The organism is Sulfurospirillum sp. 1307, from assembly GCF_054408545.1.
This window is the reverse complement of the sequence record NZ_CP176011.1, coordinates 682,631-702,389: the sequence shown is the minus strand read 5'-3', so window position 1 is coordinate 702,389 and position 19,759 is coordinate 682,631. Positions and strand designations below refer to the sequence as shown.

Sequence of the window (19,759 nt, the reverse complement as noted above, 5' to 3'; positions counted from 1 at the left end):
TAGTATTATATCATAAAAATGACAACTTCAATGATTTTTCAATCTTTATTATAGCACTCTCTACACTCTCATAGTAAACTTCATCAAAATACTCTTCATTGATTAGATTACTCTCTTCTAAATTGTTTAAAATCTTATATTCAGCCCATTGACTTAGCATATCTACGTTTATTACTGCTCCACTAGTTCCAATGACTACTAAAACTTTACAATTTTCTAACTCTTTATATAGTTTTTCATACATTGGAGCAGCTTCACCAAAAAAAACTATATTTGGTCTAAATTTTGATCTACATGTAGAGCATAAAAGCTCTTTATTTTGCTTTTGGTATCCTATGTCTTTTATTTTGTCACATTTCATACATCTAATCTCTTTTAAAAATCCGTGAATATGCAAAACCTCTTTGCACCCAGCTCTTTCAAACATATCATCTACATTTTGGGTTATAACTGAGATTAAATTAGGATATTCATTTTTTAATTTTGCAATTATTTTATGGGCTATATTTGGCTTTTTTGATTTAAGCTCTTCTCTTCTTTTATCATAAAATTCAACAGTTTCATCATAGTTCCAATCAAGACATCCAGCCATACAAATATCTTTAATGTCATATTTCTCCCACAATCCATCACTGTCTCTAAATGTTGAAATTCCACTTGGTGCACTAATGCCTGCTCCACTAAATATAACTATTTTTGACATAAAAACTCCTTCCATATAAAAGATTTTATCTAAATTTATTGTTTTTTGGAGTAGAATAACTAATTCAAGGAGATTAGATGAAGAAAATACTATTAATTTTATTATTTTTTGTAACACTTTCATATGCAGGTATATTTGAGCATCTCTTAAGTCAAGATAAAAACTATCTGTTTAAACATAACTTTAGATGCAATGACAATATATGTATTGCAAGTGAAAAAAACATATATGATGATAAAATCATGGATACATCTGTAAAAGTAGTAAAAGTTTTTTTAGATCATGAAGGCAAGGTTTTTAAAATTGAGATTGAACTCTCTATTTTCAATGAAAAACATGAAGCATTTTTTAATGCTATTATAAAAAGTTCACAAAAAGATGATAAAATAACCTATAAATACTATACTTTAAATGATAAATATGGAGTACATCCTTTTATAGACATCATTGATAACAGGAGAAGAAAATTGTATATAGAGCATTTAACCAATATATATTATGATACAATGCAAGGTTATAAAGAGTGAACGTTGTCATAGCTGGAGCTGGGAAAGTTGGTTATTTTCTAGCTAAAGAGCTCATGGAAGACAACGAAGTAACACTTATCGATCAAAATGAAAAAACTATACAAAACATAGAAGAAACACTAGATGTACTAAGCATACATGGGAATGTAGAAGATCCTAGAACATATAGAAATATACAAAAAGATATTGATCTTTTTATTGCTGTTACTGATTCAGATGAAGTAAATTTACTCTCATCATTGATTATTGACAATATTGTACATGTAGAAGAAAAAATAGTTAGATTGAAAAACAACTTTTTCATGAGTGAAAAGATAAAAAATAGACTAGGAATTACAGATATCATTACTCCTGCGATAACTGTAGCTAATACTTTTAACTACTTGGTTGATTTTCCTCATGCAAACAACATAAAAACATTTGATTATACAAAAGCTCTTTTACTTTCTATTAGAACACACGAAGAGTATGAACCTACTTTGATTTCAACTTTTAAAGAAAATTTAGACCAAAAGCTAATAGTAGCTGGAATTGAAAGGGGTGATAAATTTTTTGTACCGAGTGATTTGGATATGTTAATGCCAAATGATTTAGTTTACTTTTTTACATTTCCAGCACTAATGGGAGAGCTTAGAGTACAAGTTTGCAATAAATGGAATAAACAAGATGTGCAAAACTGTATCATTTATGGTGCAAATCAACTTGGTATTGAAATAGCAAAAGTTTTAGCAAAAAAAGGGCTAAATATAAAGCTAATTGACAAAAATTTAGAAGATTGTATGAATGCAAATACAATTTTGAAAAATAGTGTAGAAGTTATAAAAAGTAATTACAATTTAGATTTTTTACTAGATAATCACACAGCAAATGCAAATGTATTTATAGCAGCAACTATAAACGATGAATTTAATATAACAAAGTGTATTGAAGCAAAACAAAAAGGAATTGAAAAAGTCATAGGAATTCACAACAACAGACAATACGCCTCTTTGATGAGAAAACTTGGGATTGAAGTTATAAGAGGTGAAAAAATGAATGCTTATTATACTGTACTTGAAAAAATTAGATCATCAAATATCATCTCAAGTCGCCTTTTTTGTGGTGGAGAAGGAACTATCAATCTAGCAAAAATTTTCATGGATTCACATTTGATTGGTAAGAAGATCGAACTTGATGATAAAATTAAAGAAAAAGGTAAATTTTATATCCAGAGGGATAAAAAGTTTTTTGCATATAAAGACATAGAAAGTCTTCAAGAAGGTGATATTATCATATGTCTATCTAAAACAAAAGATGCAAAAGAGATATCAAATTGGCTAAAAAAAGGTACATATGAATAGCAAAAATATATTAAAATTTACTTCAACTGTTGGAATTGTTGTATTTTTTATGCTTCTAATTCCTCCTTTGATAGGTTTGATTTATGGGGAAGATGTAAAGATTTATATATCCATTATATTTTCACTTTTAGTTTTAAACTTTCTTGTTTTTTATACACTAAAAGAACATCAAATTCAACTAAATATAAAAGAAAGCATTATTTGTGTTAACCTTGTATGGTTATTACTAGGAATTGGTGGTGCAATACCTTTTGTAGTTCAACTAAACACAAGTTTCAGTGATGCTTTTTTTGAATCGATTAGTGGTTTTACAACCACAGGAGCTACTATATTTACCAACATTGAAGCCCTACCTTATAGCATACTGTTTCACAGAAGTCTAACCCATTGGTTAGGTGGTATGGGAATTATTGTTTTAGGAGTTGGACTGCTTCCTCTTTTAAATCCAAATGGCTCACTATCACTTTTTAAAGCTGAATCAACAGGGATTTCAGTAGATAAAATTTCACCAAAAATCAAAGATACTGCCATGAAACTTTGGATAATATATTGTTTATTTACTTTTGCAGATTTTTTATTTTTAATGGTCTTTGGAATGAATTGGTTTGATGCAATCAATCATGCATTTTCTACAATTTCAACAGGAGGATTTTCTACAAAAAACAGCTCTCTTGGATATTATAGTAATTATGGCATCATATGGACAACAACATTTTTTATGTATTTTTCTAGTGTCAACTTTATCTCTCACATTAAATTCTTTTATGGGGATAAAAAAGCATATAACCACGAAGAGTTTAGATGGCTAAGTATTATGCTTATTTTACTCTCGTTGCTTTTAGGTATCATTCATTATAAAAGTAGCGATGTTGATTTTTTAAATTCTATTACACACTCTGCTTTCAATGTTGTCTCACTTGCTACTACAACAGGTTTTGCAACACTAGACTATGAAAAATGGGGACATTTATCTGTCATGATACTGTTTTTTGCAATGCTTTTAGGTGGAAATACTGGTTCAACTGCTGGTGGAATAAAAAGCATAAGACACATTATATTTTTAAAAAACATCTCATTTGAAATCAAAAAAGCGCTAAACCCTGATACAATTTCTTCAATATTCATAGACAATAAAGAAATCAAAAACCCAACAATTCGTTCAGTTTTTGGATTTTTATCTCTATTTGCAATGACTATATTTGTAACCATGGCTTATCTTTATGCAAGAGGATATGATGAGATGAGTTCAATCTCAACAGCAATTGCCACAGTAGGCAATATTGGCCCAGGTTTTGGCCTCACTGGACCTGCTCAAAATTATGCTTTTTTTAGTTGGTATGATAAAATCTTTTTAAGTGTAGCTATGATAATTGGAAGACTTGAATGTTATACAGTCTTTATAGTTCTTTCACGCTCTTTTTGGAAGAGGTTTTAAATTGATTTTAAAAACTCAAATAGTCCTCTAATAATCTCGTTTGGGCTTGGAGGACAACCTTGTATATGATAATCAACTGGTATCTTTTTATCAATATCTCCAACAATTGCAAAATTCTTTTCAAATACACTATCTTCTAGCTTAGTACAATCCCCAATAGTTACAACATACTTTGGCTCTGGCATTTGAGCATAAGCATCTATGAGGTGATGGTTCATATTGAAAGTATTGACTCCACTTACAAGTAAAATATCTGCATGTCTAGGACTTGCTACAAAAGATATACCTAGTCTATCTAAATTATAGTATGGATTAGACAAGGCGTTACATTCACTCTCACAAGCATTACAACTTCCACAATCAACCATACGAATACTAAGAGATTTTGCAAATTTCTTAGATACTAAAGATTTTAACTCTTTTTTTACTTCACTTAATTCTTTATCAAATTCTAAATTGTCTGTTAATGTTGAAGATTCAAACCTTTTTTTCCAATAACCAATCATAAATCACTCCCTGCATAACTCAAATCACAACTCTTATTAATAAGTGGAAAATCAGCAATTATATCTCGTGGCATCATAAGATGAAGTGCTTGCCAATTTATAAAACTAGGATCTCTTACATAAAATCTTTCAATCAAACCATCTTTTAGTTTTATATACATGTAAAGCTCTCCGATACTACTTTCAACAAAACTACTATACTCTCCATCTTTACATGTAAAGCTTTTTTCAATCTCAAAACTTTCTAAATCATTTAACATATTTTTTATCATCAAAAGTGAGTTTTTTATCTCAAAAAGCCTTATCTTAAATCGAGCAGATACATCTCCACTTTGCTCTAATGCTATTTCAAAACCAAATTTTTTGTAAAATTCATCCTTGCTTCTTACATCCTCGCTTATCCCACAACACCTTGCAACTACACCAACACAGCCATAATTAAGTGCTTCTTCTTTTGTAATAATTCCTGTTGTATCCATTCTATCCCATAAAGATGGAATATCATTTATCCACTTTTCAAACCACTCTATCTCTTCACTCATTCTAGCGATATAATCTTCAATGTCTTGCTTATATTTTTCTACATGTAAAGATTTATATACACTATCAAAACCAAAACGGCTACCACTTATGAGGTTTAAAATCCTTTTTGTATCTTCAGCATATTTGCTACCAAGTGCAAGTGCTGCTCCAAAACCAGCATCATTTGGGATAAAACCTATATCAGTAAAATGATGTACCAATCTCTCTAACTCTAATAAAATAGCATTTTGTAATTTATGATTTTTTGACATTCCTACTATATTTTGTAATGCACTTTGATATGCGATAGATTCATTTCCGCTAATCCTAGAGACTATCTTTTGTATATTTTTAAGAGTTTTTCCTTCAGACATCTTCTCAATTCCACGATATTTATAAAAGTGTCTCACTTCAAGATGCAATATCTGCTCTCCAGCTTGAGAAAAATGAAAATGTCCAGGCTCTATGATACCAGCGTGAATTGGTCCAACAGAAACATTAAAAACCCCATCTCCTCCTACTACTTCATAATGATAAGGAAGAAAATCCACCTCTTTTAACTCTTCTTTGAGATTAAAATCTTTTTTCATAGGATATGCAGCAGGAAATCTTTCATGATGGACTAAGACTCTATTATCGTATGCATTGTTAATTTGTACACCAAAATCATCTTTTATCTTTCTTTCAAACCATCTAGCAGTTGGATAAATCTTTGAAATAGTTTCTATTTGATTATCTTTTATTAACTCTTTTTTAACTTCATTTTCAAAAACATCAACTAATTCTAAATCATTATCATTATATTGAACGAATCTTGCAATTAATCTATCCATAAATAGCCCTTAAATATTCAAATGATGATGGTAAAAGTAAAACTACTGATGCTATAGCAAAAATAATAAAAGCTAGTATTTCACTTGTATAAACTTCTTTTTTTGTCTCTTTACCTTCATATTTCATTGATTGATATATTTGAATAAATTTCATAAATACTAAAGATAAAAACAGTAGTAAAAACACAATCGTTACAATCATAAGTATCAAATGATGACTCTGTTTTGCCATATCAATCATAGCTTTAAAACCATAAATCTCACTAAAAAACATAGGACTAGGAGGAAGCGAAACTATCGCTAATAAAAACATTCCTACTAAATACCAAAAAACTATACCTTTAAAACCTTTGTATCCTCTAAGAGCACCTGCAATTTTGTATTTGCCTTGAGATTCTAAAACTCCTGTACTTAGAAATAGTGCTGGTTTTAAAAAGGCATGAGCTCCAAAATGTAAAAGTGCTGCAAAATAACCACCACTTACCCAAAACAAAACTATCAAAGCCATATGCTCAATCCCACTTAAACTAAAAAGTCTTATAAAATCTTTTGCTCTAAATATCAAAAAACTAACTATAAAAAGTGTCAAGAAAGTATAAAGAAAAACAAATGAAAAAACATGCGAATAGTTTACTTTCATCGCAATTTGAGAAAATTTAAAAAATCCTGCGATAATTGCACTCTCTAAAATACCACTAAAAAGTGCTGCAACTGGATAAAAAGAAGCTCTTTCAATATTTGCAAGCCATAAACTCATAGGGAAAAATCCCATTTTTATAAACATTCCGATTGATACAATGATAAATCCTATCTCAAAAAGAAATTTATTTTTAATTTGCTCAATATTTTCAATCAGCAATCTAAAATTCATTGCTTCTTCACCAAGTATTGGCTTAGCACTAGAATAAATCAATATAATTCCAAATAAAATAAGAGAGATAGCGATAGTACCAACTATCATATAATTCCAAGCTTCAGTGACTGAATGCTTTGAAATATTTGTCTTTATCATATAAACTGTACTTAGTGTAGCTAACTCTAATCCAATCCAATAAAGCCCCATATTATTTGAAAGAATAGATACAATAAGTCCAATCCAAAAAACCGCAAAGAAACGATAAAATTTAACATAATTATCATGTGTAATTTTTACATGTTTATCTAATGTAATAAGAGCCAATGTTACTCCAATTGCTACTATTGAAGAAACTAATAATATATAAGTATTTAGCTTTGTAGCAATCAAATACTCACCCATTAAATTATATGGTTTTTGCATCATAAATAAATATATTATTGGTAAAAGAACTAAAAAAGAAACAGTAGGTAAAAGTCGTTTTGCTACTTTTACATGTAAAAAAGATGTTATAAACATGATGATTGCTGGAGTTATCAAATAATAAAAAGTCATCTTGCGACCTCCTCTTTAAAAAGAAGGTTGATAACAACAATGGCAATCATCAAATCAAAAAATACACCGATCTCTATAAACATTGGCATTCCACCTGTAGATGTAACTCCTAGTAAAAACAGTGAATTTTCCATCATCAAAAAACCTATTATTTTTGGAGCGACACTTGAGTGTTCTATCATCAAAATCAAAGATAAAAACAAAGCAGATATTGATATAGCAACATAATTTGCATGCGCACCCAGACTATGAGCAAATGGTCCCACAAGATAAAATGTAAAAACTATGATAGTTGGAATCAAAATAACATTAAAATGAACTTTGATATTTGGCTCAATATCTCTTTGAATATTAAACTCTTTTGATATGAGTTTTAAAATATAAGGGATTGTTAAAGCTTTTAAAAAGATAGTTACAATTCCACTTATAATCATTGCTTGGTCTTTATCATGCAAGCCCATCAAAATAGCCAAAACTCCTAAAATAAAAGAGTTTATACCATACCAAAAAATCAATTTAAAAAATCTAGTTGCAAAAATAGCCACAATAAAAGTTGCTAAAAATATACCTATACTAAAACTTACCATCTAATTTCCTAACACATAAAAACTAATCAAAGACAAAAATGCTAAAACGATAGAAATACCCAAAAGATTTGGCACTTTAAAAAGTCTTAATTTCGCACCGTTTACTTCAATAATCGCTACAATTAGAGCTAAAAATATAATCTTTCCTACAAAAACTAAAAATGCAATAAAAGGAGAAAAATTCAATCCAAAAGGAATAAACAAAGATGCAAACAAAGATGCAAAAATGATGAACTTAACACTACTTGCCATTTCAATCAAAAGAAGATAAAAACCACTCAAATCTAAAATCATAGCTTCATGAACCATAGTAAGCTCTAAGTGAGTTTCAGGATTATCAACTGGTAATCTTCCATTTTCTGCTAGTAGTAGTATAAAAAAACTAATACCACTAAATAAAAAACTTGCCATATGTTCTTTTGGAAAATGCTCACTCAAATTTACACTTGCATTTGCAACTCCCAAATCTTTAGCCATAAGACCTATACTAAAAATTGTCAAAACCATAGCAGGCTCAACCAAACTTGATATAAAAGCTTCTCTACTACTTCCAATTCCTCCAAAACTATTTCCACTATCAAGTCCTAAAAGCATAAGAAAAAATGTTGATAAAGAAATAAGTCCTATTATCGTAAAAGCATCTACAAAACCAACATAAAAAGCACCATTAAAGATAGGAGGCAAAAAAAACATTACCATTAACAAAGGAGATAAAACCAAGTATGGAGCAACCCTTGTTATACTTGAACTCTCTTGTGATATGACATTTTCTTTTATAAGAAGTTTTGAGAACATATAATAAGGCTGTAAAATAGATACTGGCTTTTTATAGAGTAAAAACATTTTAAATGACTTCATGATTCCTAGCATCAATGGCGAGATAAGAAGCAAAAATAGTATGCTAAATATATATAAAATCATCTTTTCTCTCCTACTATCAATACCTTAAAGATAAAACTCACCATCACAAATTCAAAAAATAGTGAAAGCCAACTAAACTCACCAATAAACAATCTATAACTAAAAAGTACAGATACCAAAAGACTTAAAATCATAGCGCTATATCTTGTTTGTTCAAAGTGAGCAAATCTATATACAAAATAACTGATTTTATTTACTAAACTAGCAGTTCCATCATAAAAAGTTCTTTGAAAAAGAGGTTTTACATGTACCTCAAAAAATGACTCATCAAAAGTAGTCTCTTCTCTTAATAAATTTACCTTTTTAAGCTTAATATCTGGTTTGTAAAGCCACATAAAGAGTCTTCTAATTGGACCTGCAAAACCTGTTGCACTATATTGAGTAGATTGATTTGTTCTATATCCACATGCCCAACTGTGATGTACTCTTGTTTTTACTTTCAAAAGTTTCCCTGATAGATATATCAAAGTTGTTATAAAAATCAGCATCGCTACTAAAATAAGAGGCGAAACTACACCACCATGACTTCCAAGTGCATGAATACTATATATGTGAGTTTGAAAAATATCATTATATACACTAATGTGATTAAAATCCATTACTGCTTTATCAAAATATTTTATATAAAAAGGAGCAAAAATCATAAGAGATAAAACAACCAAACTCATTAAAACAGTACCAAAACTCATAAGAGTATTTACCTCTTTTGCATGTTTAGCATTTGTACTTCTATGAAGCCCCAAAAATGTAATTCCATAAGCTTTTACAAAACAAGCGATTGCCAAACCTCCAGTAAGAGCTAATGAAAAAATAGCAAAAGGAATTGAGAGTTTTAATTCAAGATGATTTATAACATCTGAGTTTAGTAAAGATTGAAATATCATCCATTCACTTAAAAATCCATTTGTTGGAGGAAGTGCTGAAATACTAATCGAAGCCAGTAAAAAACTCCAAGCAGTTAGAGGCATAGCTTTTATAAGTCCTCCAAATTTTTCCATATTTTTTGTATGGGTTGAAAAAAGTACACTTCCAGCACCCATAAAGAGTAGTGATTTAAAACTCATATGATTAAATGTATGAAATAAACTTGCTATAAAAGCAAAAGAGCTTAACTCTTTAAGCCCCAAAGTATCAAATATCATACCCATACCAAAACCAATAAGTATAATTCCTATATTTTCAATAGAGTGATTTGCTAAAAGTGCTTTTATATCGTGTTCGCTTAAAGCATATAAAACCCCAACCAAAGAGGAGATTGAACCTAGTATGAGTATAGTGATACCCCACTCCAATGGCCAAGGATAAAGAACATCAAATAAAAATCTTATCATTGCATAAATAGCTACTTTTAGCATAACTCCACTCATGAGAGCTGAAACTGGACTTGGAGCTTTTGGATGAGCATATGGCAACCAAACATGAAGTGGAACAACTCCAGCTTTGCTCAAAAATCCCAAACAAATAAAGATAAATAACATAGTTGGATATGCAAAAGTTAAAGCGCCCTCTTTTAAAAGCTCAAATGTAGCATTTTCTAGACTTCCGTTTGTACTGATTAAGAAAAAAAGTAAGATAAATACAAATCCCAAATGAGTCATAATAAAATAAAACTGAGCAATTTTACCGATATTTTTCTGTTTTGAATCAGTAAGTAAAAGTTGCCATGAAGTTAAACTCATAAGTTCCCAAAAAAGCAAAAAAACAATAACATTGTTAGCTATCACCACTCCTATCATAGAAGCTATAAAAGCAAAATAGTGTGTTAAGAAATACCCTTTTCTTTTTATATGTGTTAGATACCCAAACATATAAAATAGATTCGGGATAGTTCCTAACAAAATAAGCCCTACAAAGAGTAGACTTAAATTGTCAAATACAAACATATCCACAAATTCCTTTAAAAACAAAGATAAGTTAAAATAATTATGGCTGGGAGAAATCTCGAAGTCGGGGGATTATACTGCAAAAATACTTAAAATATGTTATAATTAAAAAACTACCCAAGGAGAAGTCTAATAAACAATTTTAGTAAGTTTCACAAACAATTTAACTATTTTAATATTCAAGAAACTATAGAATTTTACTCTGTTTTTTTTGGGCATCCTTTTTTAGAGTATTTAAAACTTGATGATGATTTATTTACATGTATAAAAATAAATATAATAGATAGGATTGAAGAATTAAAAGTTTATTTTAAATATGATGATGATGAAAAATTCCAAGAAGATTTAAACTCAATCCTTACTCGCTTAGCAATTGGTGATAGGAAAAATTACACTATATACGAAAAAGAAAATATTTCACAACTAAGAGGACGGGCTCTTTTTAAAGCACTTTATGAAAAAAATATAATCAAAAGAGAAAAAAGCAGAGAAAAACCAAAAAGAGAATTTAAAAGACAATTAATCAAAAAAAGCCTAAGACACTATAAAATCCAAGATAAAATCCATTTTGTTGATAACTTTACAAGGTTTTGGTTTACATTCATCGCTCCAGCAATCAAAGAATCTTTACATGTAGATGAAATTTTACAAAATATAATAGACAATATAGAGAGTTTTATAAGTCTTAGTTTTGAAGAATTAAGCAATGAGCTTTTAATACACAAATATAAAAAAGAAAATATTTTAAATCATGGCTCATACTGGGATAAAAAAGTTGAGATTGACTTACTTATTGAAAAAAAAGATGGTACAATAATCACAGGTGAGGCAAAATGGAAAAATCACAAAATATGTAAAAATATTTTAAATAAGCTTCAAGCAAAATGCCAAAGAGCAGATATTAATCCAGATTATTTTGCATTGTTTTCAAAAAGTGGTTTTAGTAAAGAGTTAAAAGCGATTAATGACAAACAAATTTTATTATATGAATTAAAAGATTTTGAGGGATTACTTATGGATAGGAACTTATATTGATAGATGAAAAACTACTAAACTCTTTAAGCAATGAAGAAAAAGAGATATTTAAAAAAGGTTTAGAAGACCTTATAAATCAGACTTATGTTATAGAAGAAGAGTATAAGCAATTAAACAAATCTTACACTGCTTTACAAGATTTCATTGCACAAATCATAGAAGTACAACCAAATGCACTTTGGGTTTTAGATGCTGATAAAGAGATTTTTTTACAAAACTCAGAAGCAAAAAAAATAAGCAATCTTTTAGCCCATATAAACTTAGAAGAGGCAACTCAAGAGATTGAGTGTGATGGAGTTTACTATCTTGTTAAAGTTGCTTTACATGTAGATAAAACTGTCATTAGTGCTACTGATATCACTCAAGAAAAAAGAAAAGAAAGACTAGCTTCCATGGGACAAGTAGCAGCTCATCTATCTCATGAAATAAGAAACCCAATAGGCTCAGTTGCACTTTTAGCTTCAACTCTTTTTAAAAGAGTGAGCATCGAAAACAAACCTTTAGTACTAGAGATAAAAAAATCAATTTGGAGAGTTGAGAGAATCATAAAGGCCACATTACTTTTTACAAAAGGTGTTCAGCCAAACTTTCAGTACTTTAACTTAAAAGATTTAGAAAATGAATGCAATTTAGCTATAGAGCAGTACACTTACTCAAAAGATATAAATTTTAATTTTGATTTTCAAGAAACATTAGTATATGGAGATATTGAACTTTTAGTTTTAGTTCTTCAAAACTTTATTTTTAACGCAATTGATGCCATTGAAGATAGTGATAACAGTGAGGGTGAAGTAAACTTGGCTTTTAAAAAAGCAAATCATAATTTTGAAATAGATATAATAGATAATGGTAAAGATATAGAAAACAAAAATATACTTTTTGAACCATTTAAAACAACAAAAACAAAAGGTCATGGCTTAGGACTTGCTCTTAGCCTTCAAATCATAAATGCACACAATGGAAAGATAGAATTACTTGAAAATCCAAAAGGCTTTAAAATAATATGGGAAGATAAATGCTAATAGAGAGTTTAAAACTATTTGTTCAAGACTTAAAAAACTCATCAAAAGATTTACTACCTATCATAGCTGTTGTTGCTTTTTTTCAGATTTTTATCATCAAAAGTATGCCTGATGATCTTGTAGCTATTTGTATTGGACTTTTTATTGTAGCATCTGGACTTGCTTTGTTTATAAGAGGTTTGGAAATTGGGATATTTCCTGTTGGAGAAAATTTAGCAAATGATTTTGCAAAAAAAGGCTCAATATTTTGGCTTTTGTTATTTGCATTTTTAATAGGCTTTTCAACAACCATTGCTGAGCCAGCTCTCATTGCAATTGCAAATAAAGCTTCAATCATAAGTGATGGACGAATAGACGCATTTTTTCTTCGCTTAACAGTGGCATTTTCAGTAGGTTTTGCAATCTCTTTGGGAGTTTTAAGAATCCTTTTAGGACATCCAATACAATACTACATAATAGCTGGATACATTATAGTTGTTAGTGTAACATTTTTTGCTCCTATCCAAATCATTGGACTTGCCTATGATAGTGGAGGAGTTACAACTTCTACTGTCACTGTACCACTTGTTGCAGCTCTTGGCATTGGTCTTAGCTCTTCGATTAAAGGAAGAAACCCAGCAATTGATGGTTTTGGACTTATCGCTTTTGCTTCACTAACTCCCATGATATTTGTTCAAGTTTTTGGAATCATAGTTTATAATTTTGGCTCAACTTCAGATGTATCAACTCTAACAACTAGTAGTGCCCAAGTTGTTGAGCATGTAAATAGATTTGGATTATACAATTTGATTATAGAATTTTTAGGGGTTATAAAAGATGTTTTACCAATCCTTTTAGTTATCTCTTTTTTCCAATATATCATAATAAAAAAGCCAATTCCACATCTTAAAAAAGTTATCGTAGGAGTCATTTTACTTATAATTGGGCTTGATGCTTTTATAGTTGGCTTAGAACTTGGGTTGTTTCCTATCGGAGAGAGTATTGCATTTGCTCTTACTTCTATGGGAAATCATTATCTAATATATCTATTTGGATTTATGATAGGATTTTCAACAACTATGGCTGAACCTGCACTAATTGCGATTGCGATAAAAGCAAATGAAATCAGTAATGGAAATATAAATCAAAAAACACTTAGGATTTCAGTTGCATTTGGCGTGGCCCTTGGAATTGCTCTTGGAGCATATAGGCTTATTAGTGGTGATCCACTTCATTATTATATAATAGTAGGTTACATTGTAGTTATAATCATGACTTATTTTGCACCAAAATATATAATCCCAATAGCATATGATAGTGGTGGAGTTACAACTTCTACTGTTACTGTACCTCTTGTTGCAGCCTTAGGACTAGGCTTGGCTGAAAATATAGATGGAAGAAATCCTCTCATTGATGGATTTGGACTTATAGCTTTTGCTTCGCTTTTCCCAATGATTACAGTTATGGGATATGGCATAATAGCTCAAATAAAAACACAAAAGGAAATATAGATGAGATTTGTATCATTAGTTGCGATTGTTCCTGATTCAAAAGAGGAAGAAGCAATAGACATAGCAAAAAAAGCTGGAGCTGGAGGAGTTACAATCTTACATGGAAAAAGCATAGGACTTGAAGAAAAAAAAGTATTTTTTGGTCTAACTTTAGAAGAAAATGTAAGTGTTTTACTCTTTATCTTACCTTTAAAACTTAGTATGAAAGTTTTTAAAGCCTTTAGAAAAGAGTTAGGTTTACACAATGATGACAACTCAAATGGTATGGTCTTTACTTTTCCTCTTACTCACTTAACAGGAATGGAAAGTAAAGAAGTTGAATTGTTTGAAAAAGAAATTTTAGAGGAGTTATAAATGTTAGTTAAAGATATCATGATAAAAGCAGAAAACATAGTAAAAGTTTCCCCAATGGTTCCAGTAAGAGAAGCGCTTAATATCATGAGAGAAAAAAAAGTAAAATCACTTGTTGTAGATAAACTAAAACCCCATGATGCATATGGAATGCTCACTTACAAAAATATACTAACTTCAATAGTAGCAAACAATGGAGATATTGACTTATTAAGAGTATATGATATTTACTCAAAACCAGCTTTTCAAGTAAGTGAACAATTAGACCTAAAATATGCCGCTCAAATCATGGTAAATAGTGGAGTTAAAAGACTTTTAGTGATTGATAACAATGAACTTGAAGGTATACTTACTATGACTGATATCTTAAGTGAATTACTTAAAAGTGTAAAAGAGGTTGAAGAGAGTTAACTCTTCAACCAACTCTCAAGTGTAAATTTTAGATTTAAATCACACTTGTCACCAGATTTTTCTTGCTCTCTTAGAAGCCATTCAAGATAGCTTCTATCAAGCCTATATATATCTTCAAAACTCATTCCTCTGTATTTTCCAAAAGTCATCATATTTAATTTAACTGGAGTATTTGACAGTTCAACCAATTTATCCATGACTTCTGAAAGTTCTAAATCAAATTCTCTTTTAGTTCTTATGAAAAGTTCTTTTAAAAACATCTTCAAAATCAAAACATCACCAATAGCATCATGAGCTTTGACTTCTACATTATACTTTTGCATCTCTATTTGCTCATCAGCTTTACTAAAAAGCTTATATCTAAAAGTTTGAAGCTGATAGTCTGGAACTATGTTGTTTGTTTTATCTCTTATCTCTTCTTCAATTAAATCTTCTTGAGCAAAACCTGCACTTGAGTGGGGAACTTTTATATTATATAGATGCATGGCACACTTTAGCGTATCAATAAGCTTAAACTTGTTAGTAAATCCATATTTTTGAATCATACTCAAATCAAAAGGTAAATTATGAGCAATGAGGTAGTTTTCTTCACTATTTAATTCATTTAAAACTTGCCAAAAACGAGATTTTTTAAACTCTGATTTGTCTTTTATATCTTCTGGTCTTATTCCATGAGTTGCCATAGCTTTTAGTTTAATAGGAACTAAAGTTGAACAAAGCTCATCAAAAACTCCATTTTCTAAAAGTTCTCCTTTTTCATTGGTAATAATCGCTCCAATTTGAACAATCTCATCTTCACTCCCAATCCCTGTTGTTTCGGTATCAAAAAATATATTATATGCCATTAACCTATCACCTCAATACCTTCTAATTTTTCTATCTCTTTTGTTATTATTGGATCTATCTTTAAATATGTATTGATTTTTACATCTACAAGCTTTGAATTTATCACAAGTTGAAGTTCACTTCTTCCATGGTGTTCTCTAACAAGCTTATAAAGTTCTTCTAAAACATCAAATTCATCACTAAGCTCAATCCTTACAGTAGTTGGCGGAAGTGGCTTAGGCTCTTCTTTGATTTCTTTTGGCTCATCTTGTTTTATGCTATTTTTCTTCTTTTTTGATTCTTCTAGTGTAAAAACACCTTTTGCAGAAATTCTTACTTTTTCATTATCTTTTTTTATTTCTAGTAAAAAACCAATTGGTTTTTCTAAATTTAAACTATTTAATTTTTCTAGCTGTTTTTCAAAAACCATAAACTCAATGCTTCCTTCTAAATCAAAAGCATTAACAAAAGCATAAGGATTTCCTTTGCTACTCATTTTTTCATCTACGCTATCAACTTTTCCTATAAAAAATACCTTTGCATTTTCAAATTCTTTGATTTTACTTGATTTTGTATGAGGAATTTCATCAATCTCTTCTTTTAACTCTTCTAAGACTTTTGCTTTATCTTTTTGATTGCTTAATTCTTCAAAAGAAAGAACATCTTTACAATTGATTTTGACACCTCTATCATCCTTTTTTAATTCTACTGCAAAACCTACTGGTTTTTGCTGATCCATAATTTCTAGTTTATCCAAGATACTTTTAAAAACCATAAACTCAAGGTTTCCATGAAAATCCATGATTGTTACTATGCCAAATTTATTGCCATTTTTACTTATTTTTTCTTGGATATGATCAATTTTCCCAATAAAAAGAGTTTTTCCTTCTTTTGCCTCTTGCAGATGTGATGAGAGTGTATGAGGAATTGACTCGATTATTTCTCTAAAATCATCTAGTGGGTGACCTGACACATAAAAACCTAAAGACTCTTTTTCAAACTCTAGGATTACTTTACTATCATATTCTGGCATTTCTTCAAGTTTGATTTCAACCGAATTTATCTCCTCGTCATCTCCAAAAAGACTTCCTACAGCTTGTTTTTTAACTTCTCCTGCTTTTTTAACAGACTCTACTATATACTCTAATTGCTCAAGCAAAGCTCTTCTTGAATATCCAAAGCAATCAAATGCGCCAGATTTTATAAGAGTTTCGATTACTCTTTTGTTAACTTTAGAGCCATCAATACGGCTAATAAAATCGCTTAAATCTTTAAACTCACCCTCTTGCCTTGATTTTAGTATAGATTTTATCGCAACATCACCAGCACCCTTTAGGGCACCCATACCAAACATAACAACTTCTTTACCATCGATATTGTTTGAACTAAAAACAAGGTGCGAATGGTTAATATCAGGTGGAACAAGCTCAAAGCCCATCCTTTTGACCTCATCAACATAACGAACAACTTTGTCTGTGTTATCTTTTTCACTAGTTAAAAGTGCCGCCATAAACTCTGTTGGATAGTATTTTTTCAAAAATGAAGTATAAAATGTAACCATCGCATAAGCAGCCGAGTGAGACTTGTTAAAACCATATCCTGCAAACTTAACAATCAAATCAAAAAGTTCTTCACAATGTGCTCTATTGTATCCTTTTTTCTCCCCACCATCAGCAAATTCGCCTTTTAACCTATCCATCTCAGATTTAATCTTTTTACCCATAGCTCTTCTTACTAAATCTGCACCACCCAAAGAAAAGCCACCGATTACCTGAACTATTTGCATAACTTGCTCTTGATAAACAATAACTCCATAAGTAGGCTCAAGTATAGGTTTTAGTGGTTCTTCAAACTCATCATAAAAATAATCAATCTTTGCAAGTCCATGTTTTCTGTTTATAAAATCATCAAGCATACCTGATTCCATAGGACCTGGCCTATAAAGTGCCAACATCGCGATAACATCTTCAAAAGATGAAGGCTTTAACCTTTTAGCTAAATCTTGCATACCACTTGATTCTATCTGAAACAAGCCAATTGTATTTCCTGTTTGAATAAGCTCATAAACCCCTTTATCAGAAATATCTTCATGTAAGAAATCTACTCTTTTACCATATTTTTTCTCTATAAGTTGATTTGCCCACTCAATAACAGTTAATGTTTTTAGTCCTAAAAAGTCAAATTTGATTAAATCTACATCTTCTACATATTTTCCATTGTATTGAGTAGCGATAGTATCCATACCACTTGGTTTAAAAAGAGGAGTTTTTTTCCATAATGGCTCATTTGATATAACAACACCAGCCGCGTGTGTTCCGGCATTTCTATTTAGACCTTCCAAAGCTAAAGAGTACTCCCAAACTCTTTTTGCATTAGCATCTCTTTCACAAAGCTCTCTTATCTTTGGCTCTTTCTCCCAAGCATCTTTTAGTGTTATTTTTAGTTCATCCGGAATCAACTTAGCCATTGCATCAGCCTGAGCATATGGCATATCTAAAACCCTAGCAACATCGCGGATAACCCCTTTTGCCAGTAGTTTACCAAAAGTGATGATTTGAGCAACATTTTCCCTACCATATTTTTCTACAACATAATCAATTACTTCTTGACGCCTAGCTTGACAAAAGTCCATATCTATATCTGGCATGGAAACTCTTTCAGGATTTAAAAATCTCTCAAAAAGTAATCCATAAGGAATTGGATCAATATCTGTAATAAAAAGACAATAAGCAACTAAAGAACCAGCAGCACTTCCTCTTCCTGGACCTACTGGAATCTTTTTTGATTTAGCAAAATTCACAAAATCCCAAACAATAAGCATATATCCGGGGAACTTCATACTGTTTATTATATCAATCTCTACTTGCAGTCTATCTCTATACTCTTGATGCTTCTCTTTTGGAACAATTTGAAGTCTTTTTTCCAAACCCTTTTTACACTCATGGATAAACAGAACTTCATCATTTGCCATAGAGTATTCGACTTCAGGTTCTGGCAAAGTAAGGTTTTGAGCTTTTGCTTTTTCTCTTGTAAATTTAAAATTTGGTGGTGTTGGATTTCCTAGTTTTATTTCTAGGTTACATTTTTCTACTATCTCTTGAGTGTTTGAAATGGCTTCAGGGATATCAGCAAAAAGCTTCTCCATCTCCTCGGGAGATTTTACATAAAACTCATGTACACTGTGTCTTAGTCTGTTTGGATCATCAAAAAGTTTATTCATAGCAATGCACATAAAAGCTTCATGAGCCTCTGCATCTTTTTGCTCAGTATAGTGAGTATCGTTAGTTGCTATTAACTTGATGCCTGTTTCTAAAGATATTTGGATAAGTTGCTTATCAATTGCTAATTGATCATTGATACCATGCCTCATAATTTCGATATAAAAATCATTTCCAAATATCTCTTTATATTCCAAGGCAACTTCTTTAGCTCTTTCGTACCCTTTTGCTCCATTTTGAAGATTTCTTGAATTATTTGTGTTTAAATGCCAAAGAATTTCTCCTTGCAAACAAGCTCCACTACAAACTAAACCTTCACTATGTTCGCGAAGTAATTTTTTGTTGATTCTAGGGTAGTAGTAAAATCCATTCATATAGGCTTGACTACTTAAATACATAAGATTTTTATAGCCAATTTCATTTTTCGCATATAAACAAAGATGAAATCTTTGTCTTGTTGATTTATCTCCTATATCATCTTCATTGTGTATATAAGCCTCCATCCCAATGATAGGCTTTATACCATTTTTTTTCATTTCATTGTAAAAAGTAATTGTTCCAAACATATTGCCATGATCAGTCATAGCAACACTGTTCATACCTAAATCTTTGATTTTTTTAGCTAAGACTGGGATCTTATTTGCCCCATCAAGAAGTGAAAATTCTGTGTGTAAATGTAAGTGTGTAAATTTGCTCATAGTGTATCTTTTTTGTTTTTATTTTACAAAAAAGCTACTTA

General features: G+C 30.3%; 18 protein-coding genes. 8 read left to right on the top strand and 10 right to left on the bottom strand.

Going from position 1 to position 19,759, the window contains the following annotated elements; all coding sequences use genetic code 11:
• Positions 1–10 precede the first annotated feature (10 nt).
• On the bottom strand, positions 11–703 hold the full coding sequence (locus ACKGJI_RS03595; RefSeq protein ID WP_458701196.1) for an SIR2 family NAD-dependent protein deacylase: 693 nt from the start codon (positions 701–703) through the stop codon (positions 11–13).
• A 77-nt stretch (positions 704–780) separates the two neighbouring features.
• Between ACKGJI_RS03595 and ACKGJI_RS03590 the strand changes: the two genes are divergently transcribed.
• From ACKGJI_RS03590 to ACKGJI_RS03580, 3 genes are read left to right on the top strand one after another with little or no spacing between them, the layout of a single operon-like run.
• Positions 781–1,230, top strand: a complete 450-nt coding sequence (locus ACKGJI_RS03590; RefSeq protein ID WP_458701195.1) for a hypothetical protein — start codon at positions 781–783, stop codon at positions 1,228–1,230.
• Complete coding sequence (locus ACKGJI_RS03585) at positions 1,227–2,570, top strand: NAD-binding protein (protein WP_458701194.1); 1,344 nt, start codon at positions 1,227–1,229, stop codon at positions 2,568–2,570. The genes ACKGJI_RS03590 and ACKGJI_RS03585 overlap by 4 nt, the downstream gene beginning before the upstream one ends.
• Positions 2,563–4,005, top strand: a complete 1,443-nt coding sequence (locus ACKGJI_RS03580; RefSeq protein ID WP_458701193.1) for a TrkH family potassium uptake protein — start codon at positions 2,563–2,565, stop codon at positions 4,003–4,005. Before ACKGJI_RS03585 ends, ACKGJI_RS03580 begins: the two co-directional genes overlap by 8 nt.
• Here the strand turns inward: ACKGJI_RS03580 and ACKGJI_RS03575 are convergent.
• The 7 genes from ACKGJI_RS03575 to ACKGJI_RS03545 form a co-directional block, all read right to left on the bottom strand.
• Positions 4,002–4,511, bottom strand: coding sequence for an NADH-quinone oxidoreductase subunit B family protein (locus tag ACKGJI_RS03575; RefSeq protein ID WP_458701192.1), 510 nt, complete (start codon positions 4,509–4,511; stop codon positions 4,002–4,004). The two genes, ACKGJI_RS03580 and ACKGJI_RS03575, sit on opposite strands and share 4 nt — an antisense overlap.
• On the bottom strand, positions 4,508–5,866 hold the full coding sequence (locus tag ACKGJI_RS03570; RefSeq protein WP_458701191.1) for a hydrogenase large subunit: 1,359 nt from the start codon (positions 5,864–5,866) through the stop codon (positions 4,508–4,510). The genes ACKGJI_RS03575 and ACKGJI_RS03570 overlap by 4 nt, the downstream gene beginning before the upstream one ends.
• Positions 5,859–7,277, bottom strand: a complete 1,419-nt coding sequence (locus ACKGJI_RS03565) for a proton-conducting transporter transmembrane domain-containing protein (RefSeq protein ID WP_458701190.1) — start codon at positions 7,275–7,277, stop codon at positions 5,859–5,861. Before ACKGJI_RS03565 ends, ACKGJI_RS03570 begins: the two co-directional genes overlap by 8 nt.
• On the bottom strand, positions 7,274–7,864 hold the full coding sequence (locus ACKGJI_RS03560) for a hydrogenase (RefSeq protein ID WP_458701188.1): 591 nt from the start codon (positions 7,862–7,864) through the stop codon (positions 7,274–7,276). Before ACKGJI_RS03560 ends, ACKGJI_RS03565 begins: the two co-directional genes overlap by 4 nt.
• Positions 7,865–8,785, bottom strand: a complete 921-nt coding sequence (locus ACKGJI_RS03555; protein WP_458701187.1) for a respiratory chain complex I subunit 1 family protein — start codon at positions 8,783–8,785, stop codon at positions 7,865–7,867.
• Positions 8,782–10,668 (bottom strand): proton-conducting transporter transmembrane domain-containing protein, encoded by a 1,887-nt coding sequence (locus ACKGJI_RS03550; RefSeq protein WP_458701186.1) that lies wholly within the window; start codon positions 10,666–10,668, stop codon positions 8,782–8,784. The genes ACKGJI_RS03555 and ACKGJI_RS03550 overlap by 4 nt, the downstream gene beginning before the upstream one ends.
• Before the next feature lie 542 nt (positions 10,669–11,210).
• On the bottom strand, positions 11,211–11,375 hold the full coding sequence (locus ACKGJI_RS03545) for a hypothetical protein (protein ID WP_458701185.1): 165 nt from the start codon (positions 11,373–11,375) through the stop codon (positions 11,211–11,213).
• On the opposite strand from ACKGJI_RS03545, the gene ACKGJI_RS03540 reads away from it, so the two are divergent.
• From ACKGJI_RS03540 to ACKGJI_RS03520, 5 genes are read left to right on the top strand one after another with little or no spacing between them, the layout of a single operon-like run.
• Positions 11,311–11,703 (top strand): DUF234 domain-containing protein, encoded by a 393-nt coding sequence (locus tag ACKGJI_RS03540; RefSeq protein ID WP_458701693.1) that lies wholly within the window; start codon positions 11,311–11,313, stop codon positions 11,701–11,703. The two genes, ACKGJI_RS03545 and ACKGJI_RS03540, sit on opposite strands and share 65 nt — an antisense overlap.
• The gene (locus ACKGJI_RS03535; protein WP_458701692.1) at positions 11,703–12,725 is read left to right on the top strand and encodes a sensor histidine kinase; all 1,023 of its coding nucleotides are present in this window, start codon (positions 11,703–11,705) and stop codon (positions 12,723–12,725) included. Before ACKGJI_RS03540 ends, ACKGJI_RS03535 begins: the two co-directional genes overlap by 1 nt.
• Complete coding sequence (locus tag ACKGJI_RS03530) at positions 12,719–14,215, top strand: DUF1538 domain-containing protein (RefSeq protein ID WP_458701184.1); 1,497 nt, start codon at positions 12,719–12,721, stop codon at positions 14,213–14,215. Before ACKGJI_RS03535 ends, ACKGJI_RS03530 begins: the two co-directional genes overlap by 7 nt.
• A complete protein-coding gene (locus ACKGJI_RS03525; RefSeq protein WP_458701183.1) occupies positions 14,216–14,569 on the top strand; it encodes a transcriptional regulator in 354 nt (117 codons plus the stop codon).
• Positions 14,570–14,977, top strand: a complete 408-nt coding sequence (locus ACKGJI_RS03520; RefSeq protein ID WP_458701182.1) for a CBS domain-containing protein — start codon at positions 14,570–14,572, stop codon at positions 14,975–14,977. It begins immediately after the preceding gene.
• On the opposite strand, the gene ACKGJI_RS03515 is transcribed toward ACKGJI_RS03520, so the two are convergent.
• Both ACKGJI_RS03515 and dnaE read right to left on the bottom strand, forming a co-directional pair.
• Positions 14,974–15,822, bottom strand: coding sequence for an exonuclease domain-containing protein (locus tag ACKGJI_RS03515; RefSeq protein ID WP_458701180.1), 849 nt, complete (start codon positions 15,820–15,822; stop codon positions 14,974–14,976). The genes ACKGJI_RS03520 and ACKGJI_RS03515 overlap by 4 nt on opposite strands.
• Complete coding sequence (dnaE, locus tag ACKGJI_RS03510) at positions 15,822–19,718, bottom strand: DNA polymerase III subunit alpha (RefSeq protein WP_458701179.1); 3,897 nt, start codon at positions 19,716–19,718, stop codon at positions 15,822–15,824. Before dnaE ends, ACKGJI_RS03515 begins: the two co-directional genes overlap by 1 nt.
• Between the last annotated feature and the right edge of the window lie 41 nt (positions 19,719–19,759).

Bases quoted from the DNA above. Each gene is read 5' to 3' on its own strand.
- ACKGJI_RS03550 (WP_458701186.1), bottom strand. From the start codon at position 10,668: ATGTTTGTATTTGACAATTTAAGTCTACTCTTTGTAGGGCTTATTTTG.
- ACKGJI_RS03575 (WP_458701192.1), bottom strand. From the start codon at position 4,511: ATGATTGGTTATTGGAAAAAAAGGTTTGAATCTTCAACATTAACAGAC.
- ACKGJI_RS03580 (WP_458701193.1), top strand. From the start codon at position 2,563: ATGAATAGCAAAAATATATTAAAATTTACTTCAACTGTTGGAATTGTT.
- ACKGJI_RS03570 (WP_458701191.1), bottom strand. From the start codon at position 5,866: ATGGATAGATTAATTGCAAGATTCGTTCAATATAATGATAATGATTTA.
- ACKGJI_RS03515 (WP_458701180.1), bottom strand. From the start codon at position 15,822: ATGGCATATAATATATTTTTTGATACCGAAACAACAGGGATTGGGAGT.
- ACKGJI_RS03530 (WP_458701184.1), top strand. From the start codon at position 12,719: ATGCTAATAGAGAGTTTAAAACTATTTGTTCAAGACTTAAAAAACTCA.
- ACKGJI_RS03555 (WP_458701187.1), bottom strand. From the start codon at position 8,785: ATGATTTTATATATATTTAGCATACTATTTTTGCTTCTTATCTCGCCA.
- ACKGJI_RS03590 (WP_458701195.1), top strand. From the start codon at position 781: ATGAAGAAAATACTATTAATTTTATTATTTTTTGTAACACTTTCATAT.
- ACKGJI_RS03595 (WP_458701196.1), bottom strand. From the start codon at position 703: ATGTCAAAAATAGTTATATTTAGTGGAGCAGGCATTAGTGCACCAAGT.
- ACKGJI_RS03565 (WP_458701190.1), bottom strand. From the start codon at position 7,277: ATGACTTTTTATTATTTGATAACTCCAGCAATCATCATGTTTATAACA.
- ACKGJI_RS03560 (WP_458701188.1), bottom strand. From the start codon at position 7,864: ATGGTAAGTTTTAGTATAGGTATATTTTTAGCAACTTTTATTGTGGCT.
- ACKGJI_RS03525 (WP_458701183.1), top strand. From the start codon at position 14,216: ATGAGATTTGTATCATTAGTTGCGATTGTTCCTGATTCAAAAGAGGAA.
- ACKGJI_RS03520 (WP_458701182.1), top strand. From the start codon at position 14,570: ATGTTAGTTAAAGATATCATGATAAAAGCAGAAAACATAGTAAAAGTT.
- dnaE (WP_458701179.1), bottom strand. From the start codon at position 19,718: ATGAGCAAATTTACACACTTACATTTACACACAGAATTTTCACTTCTT.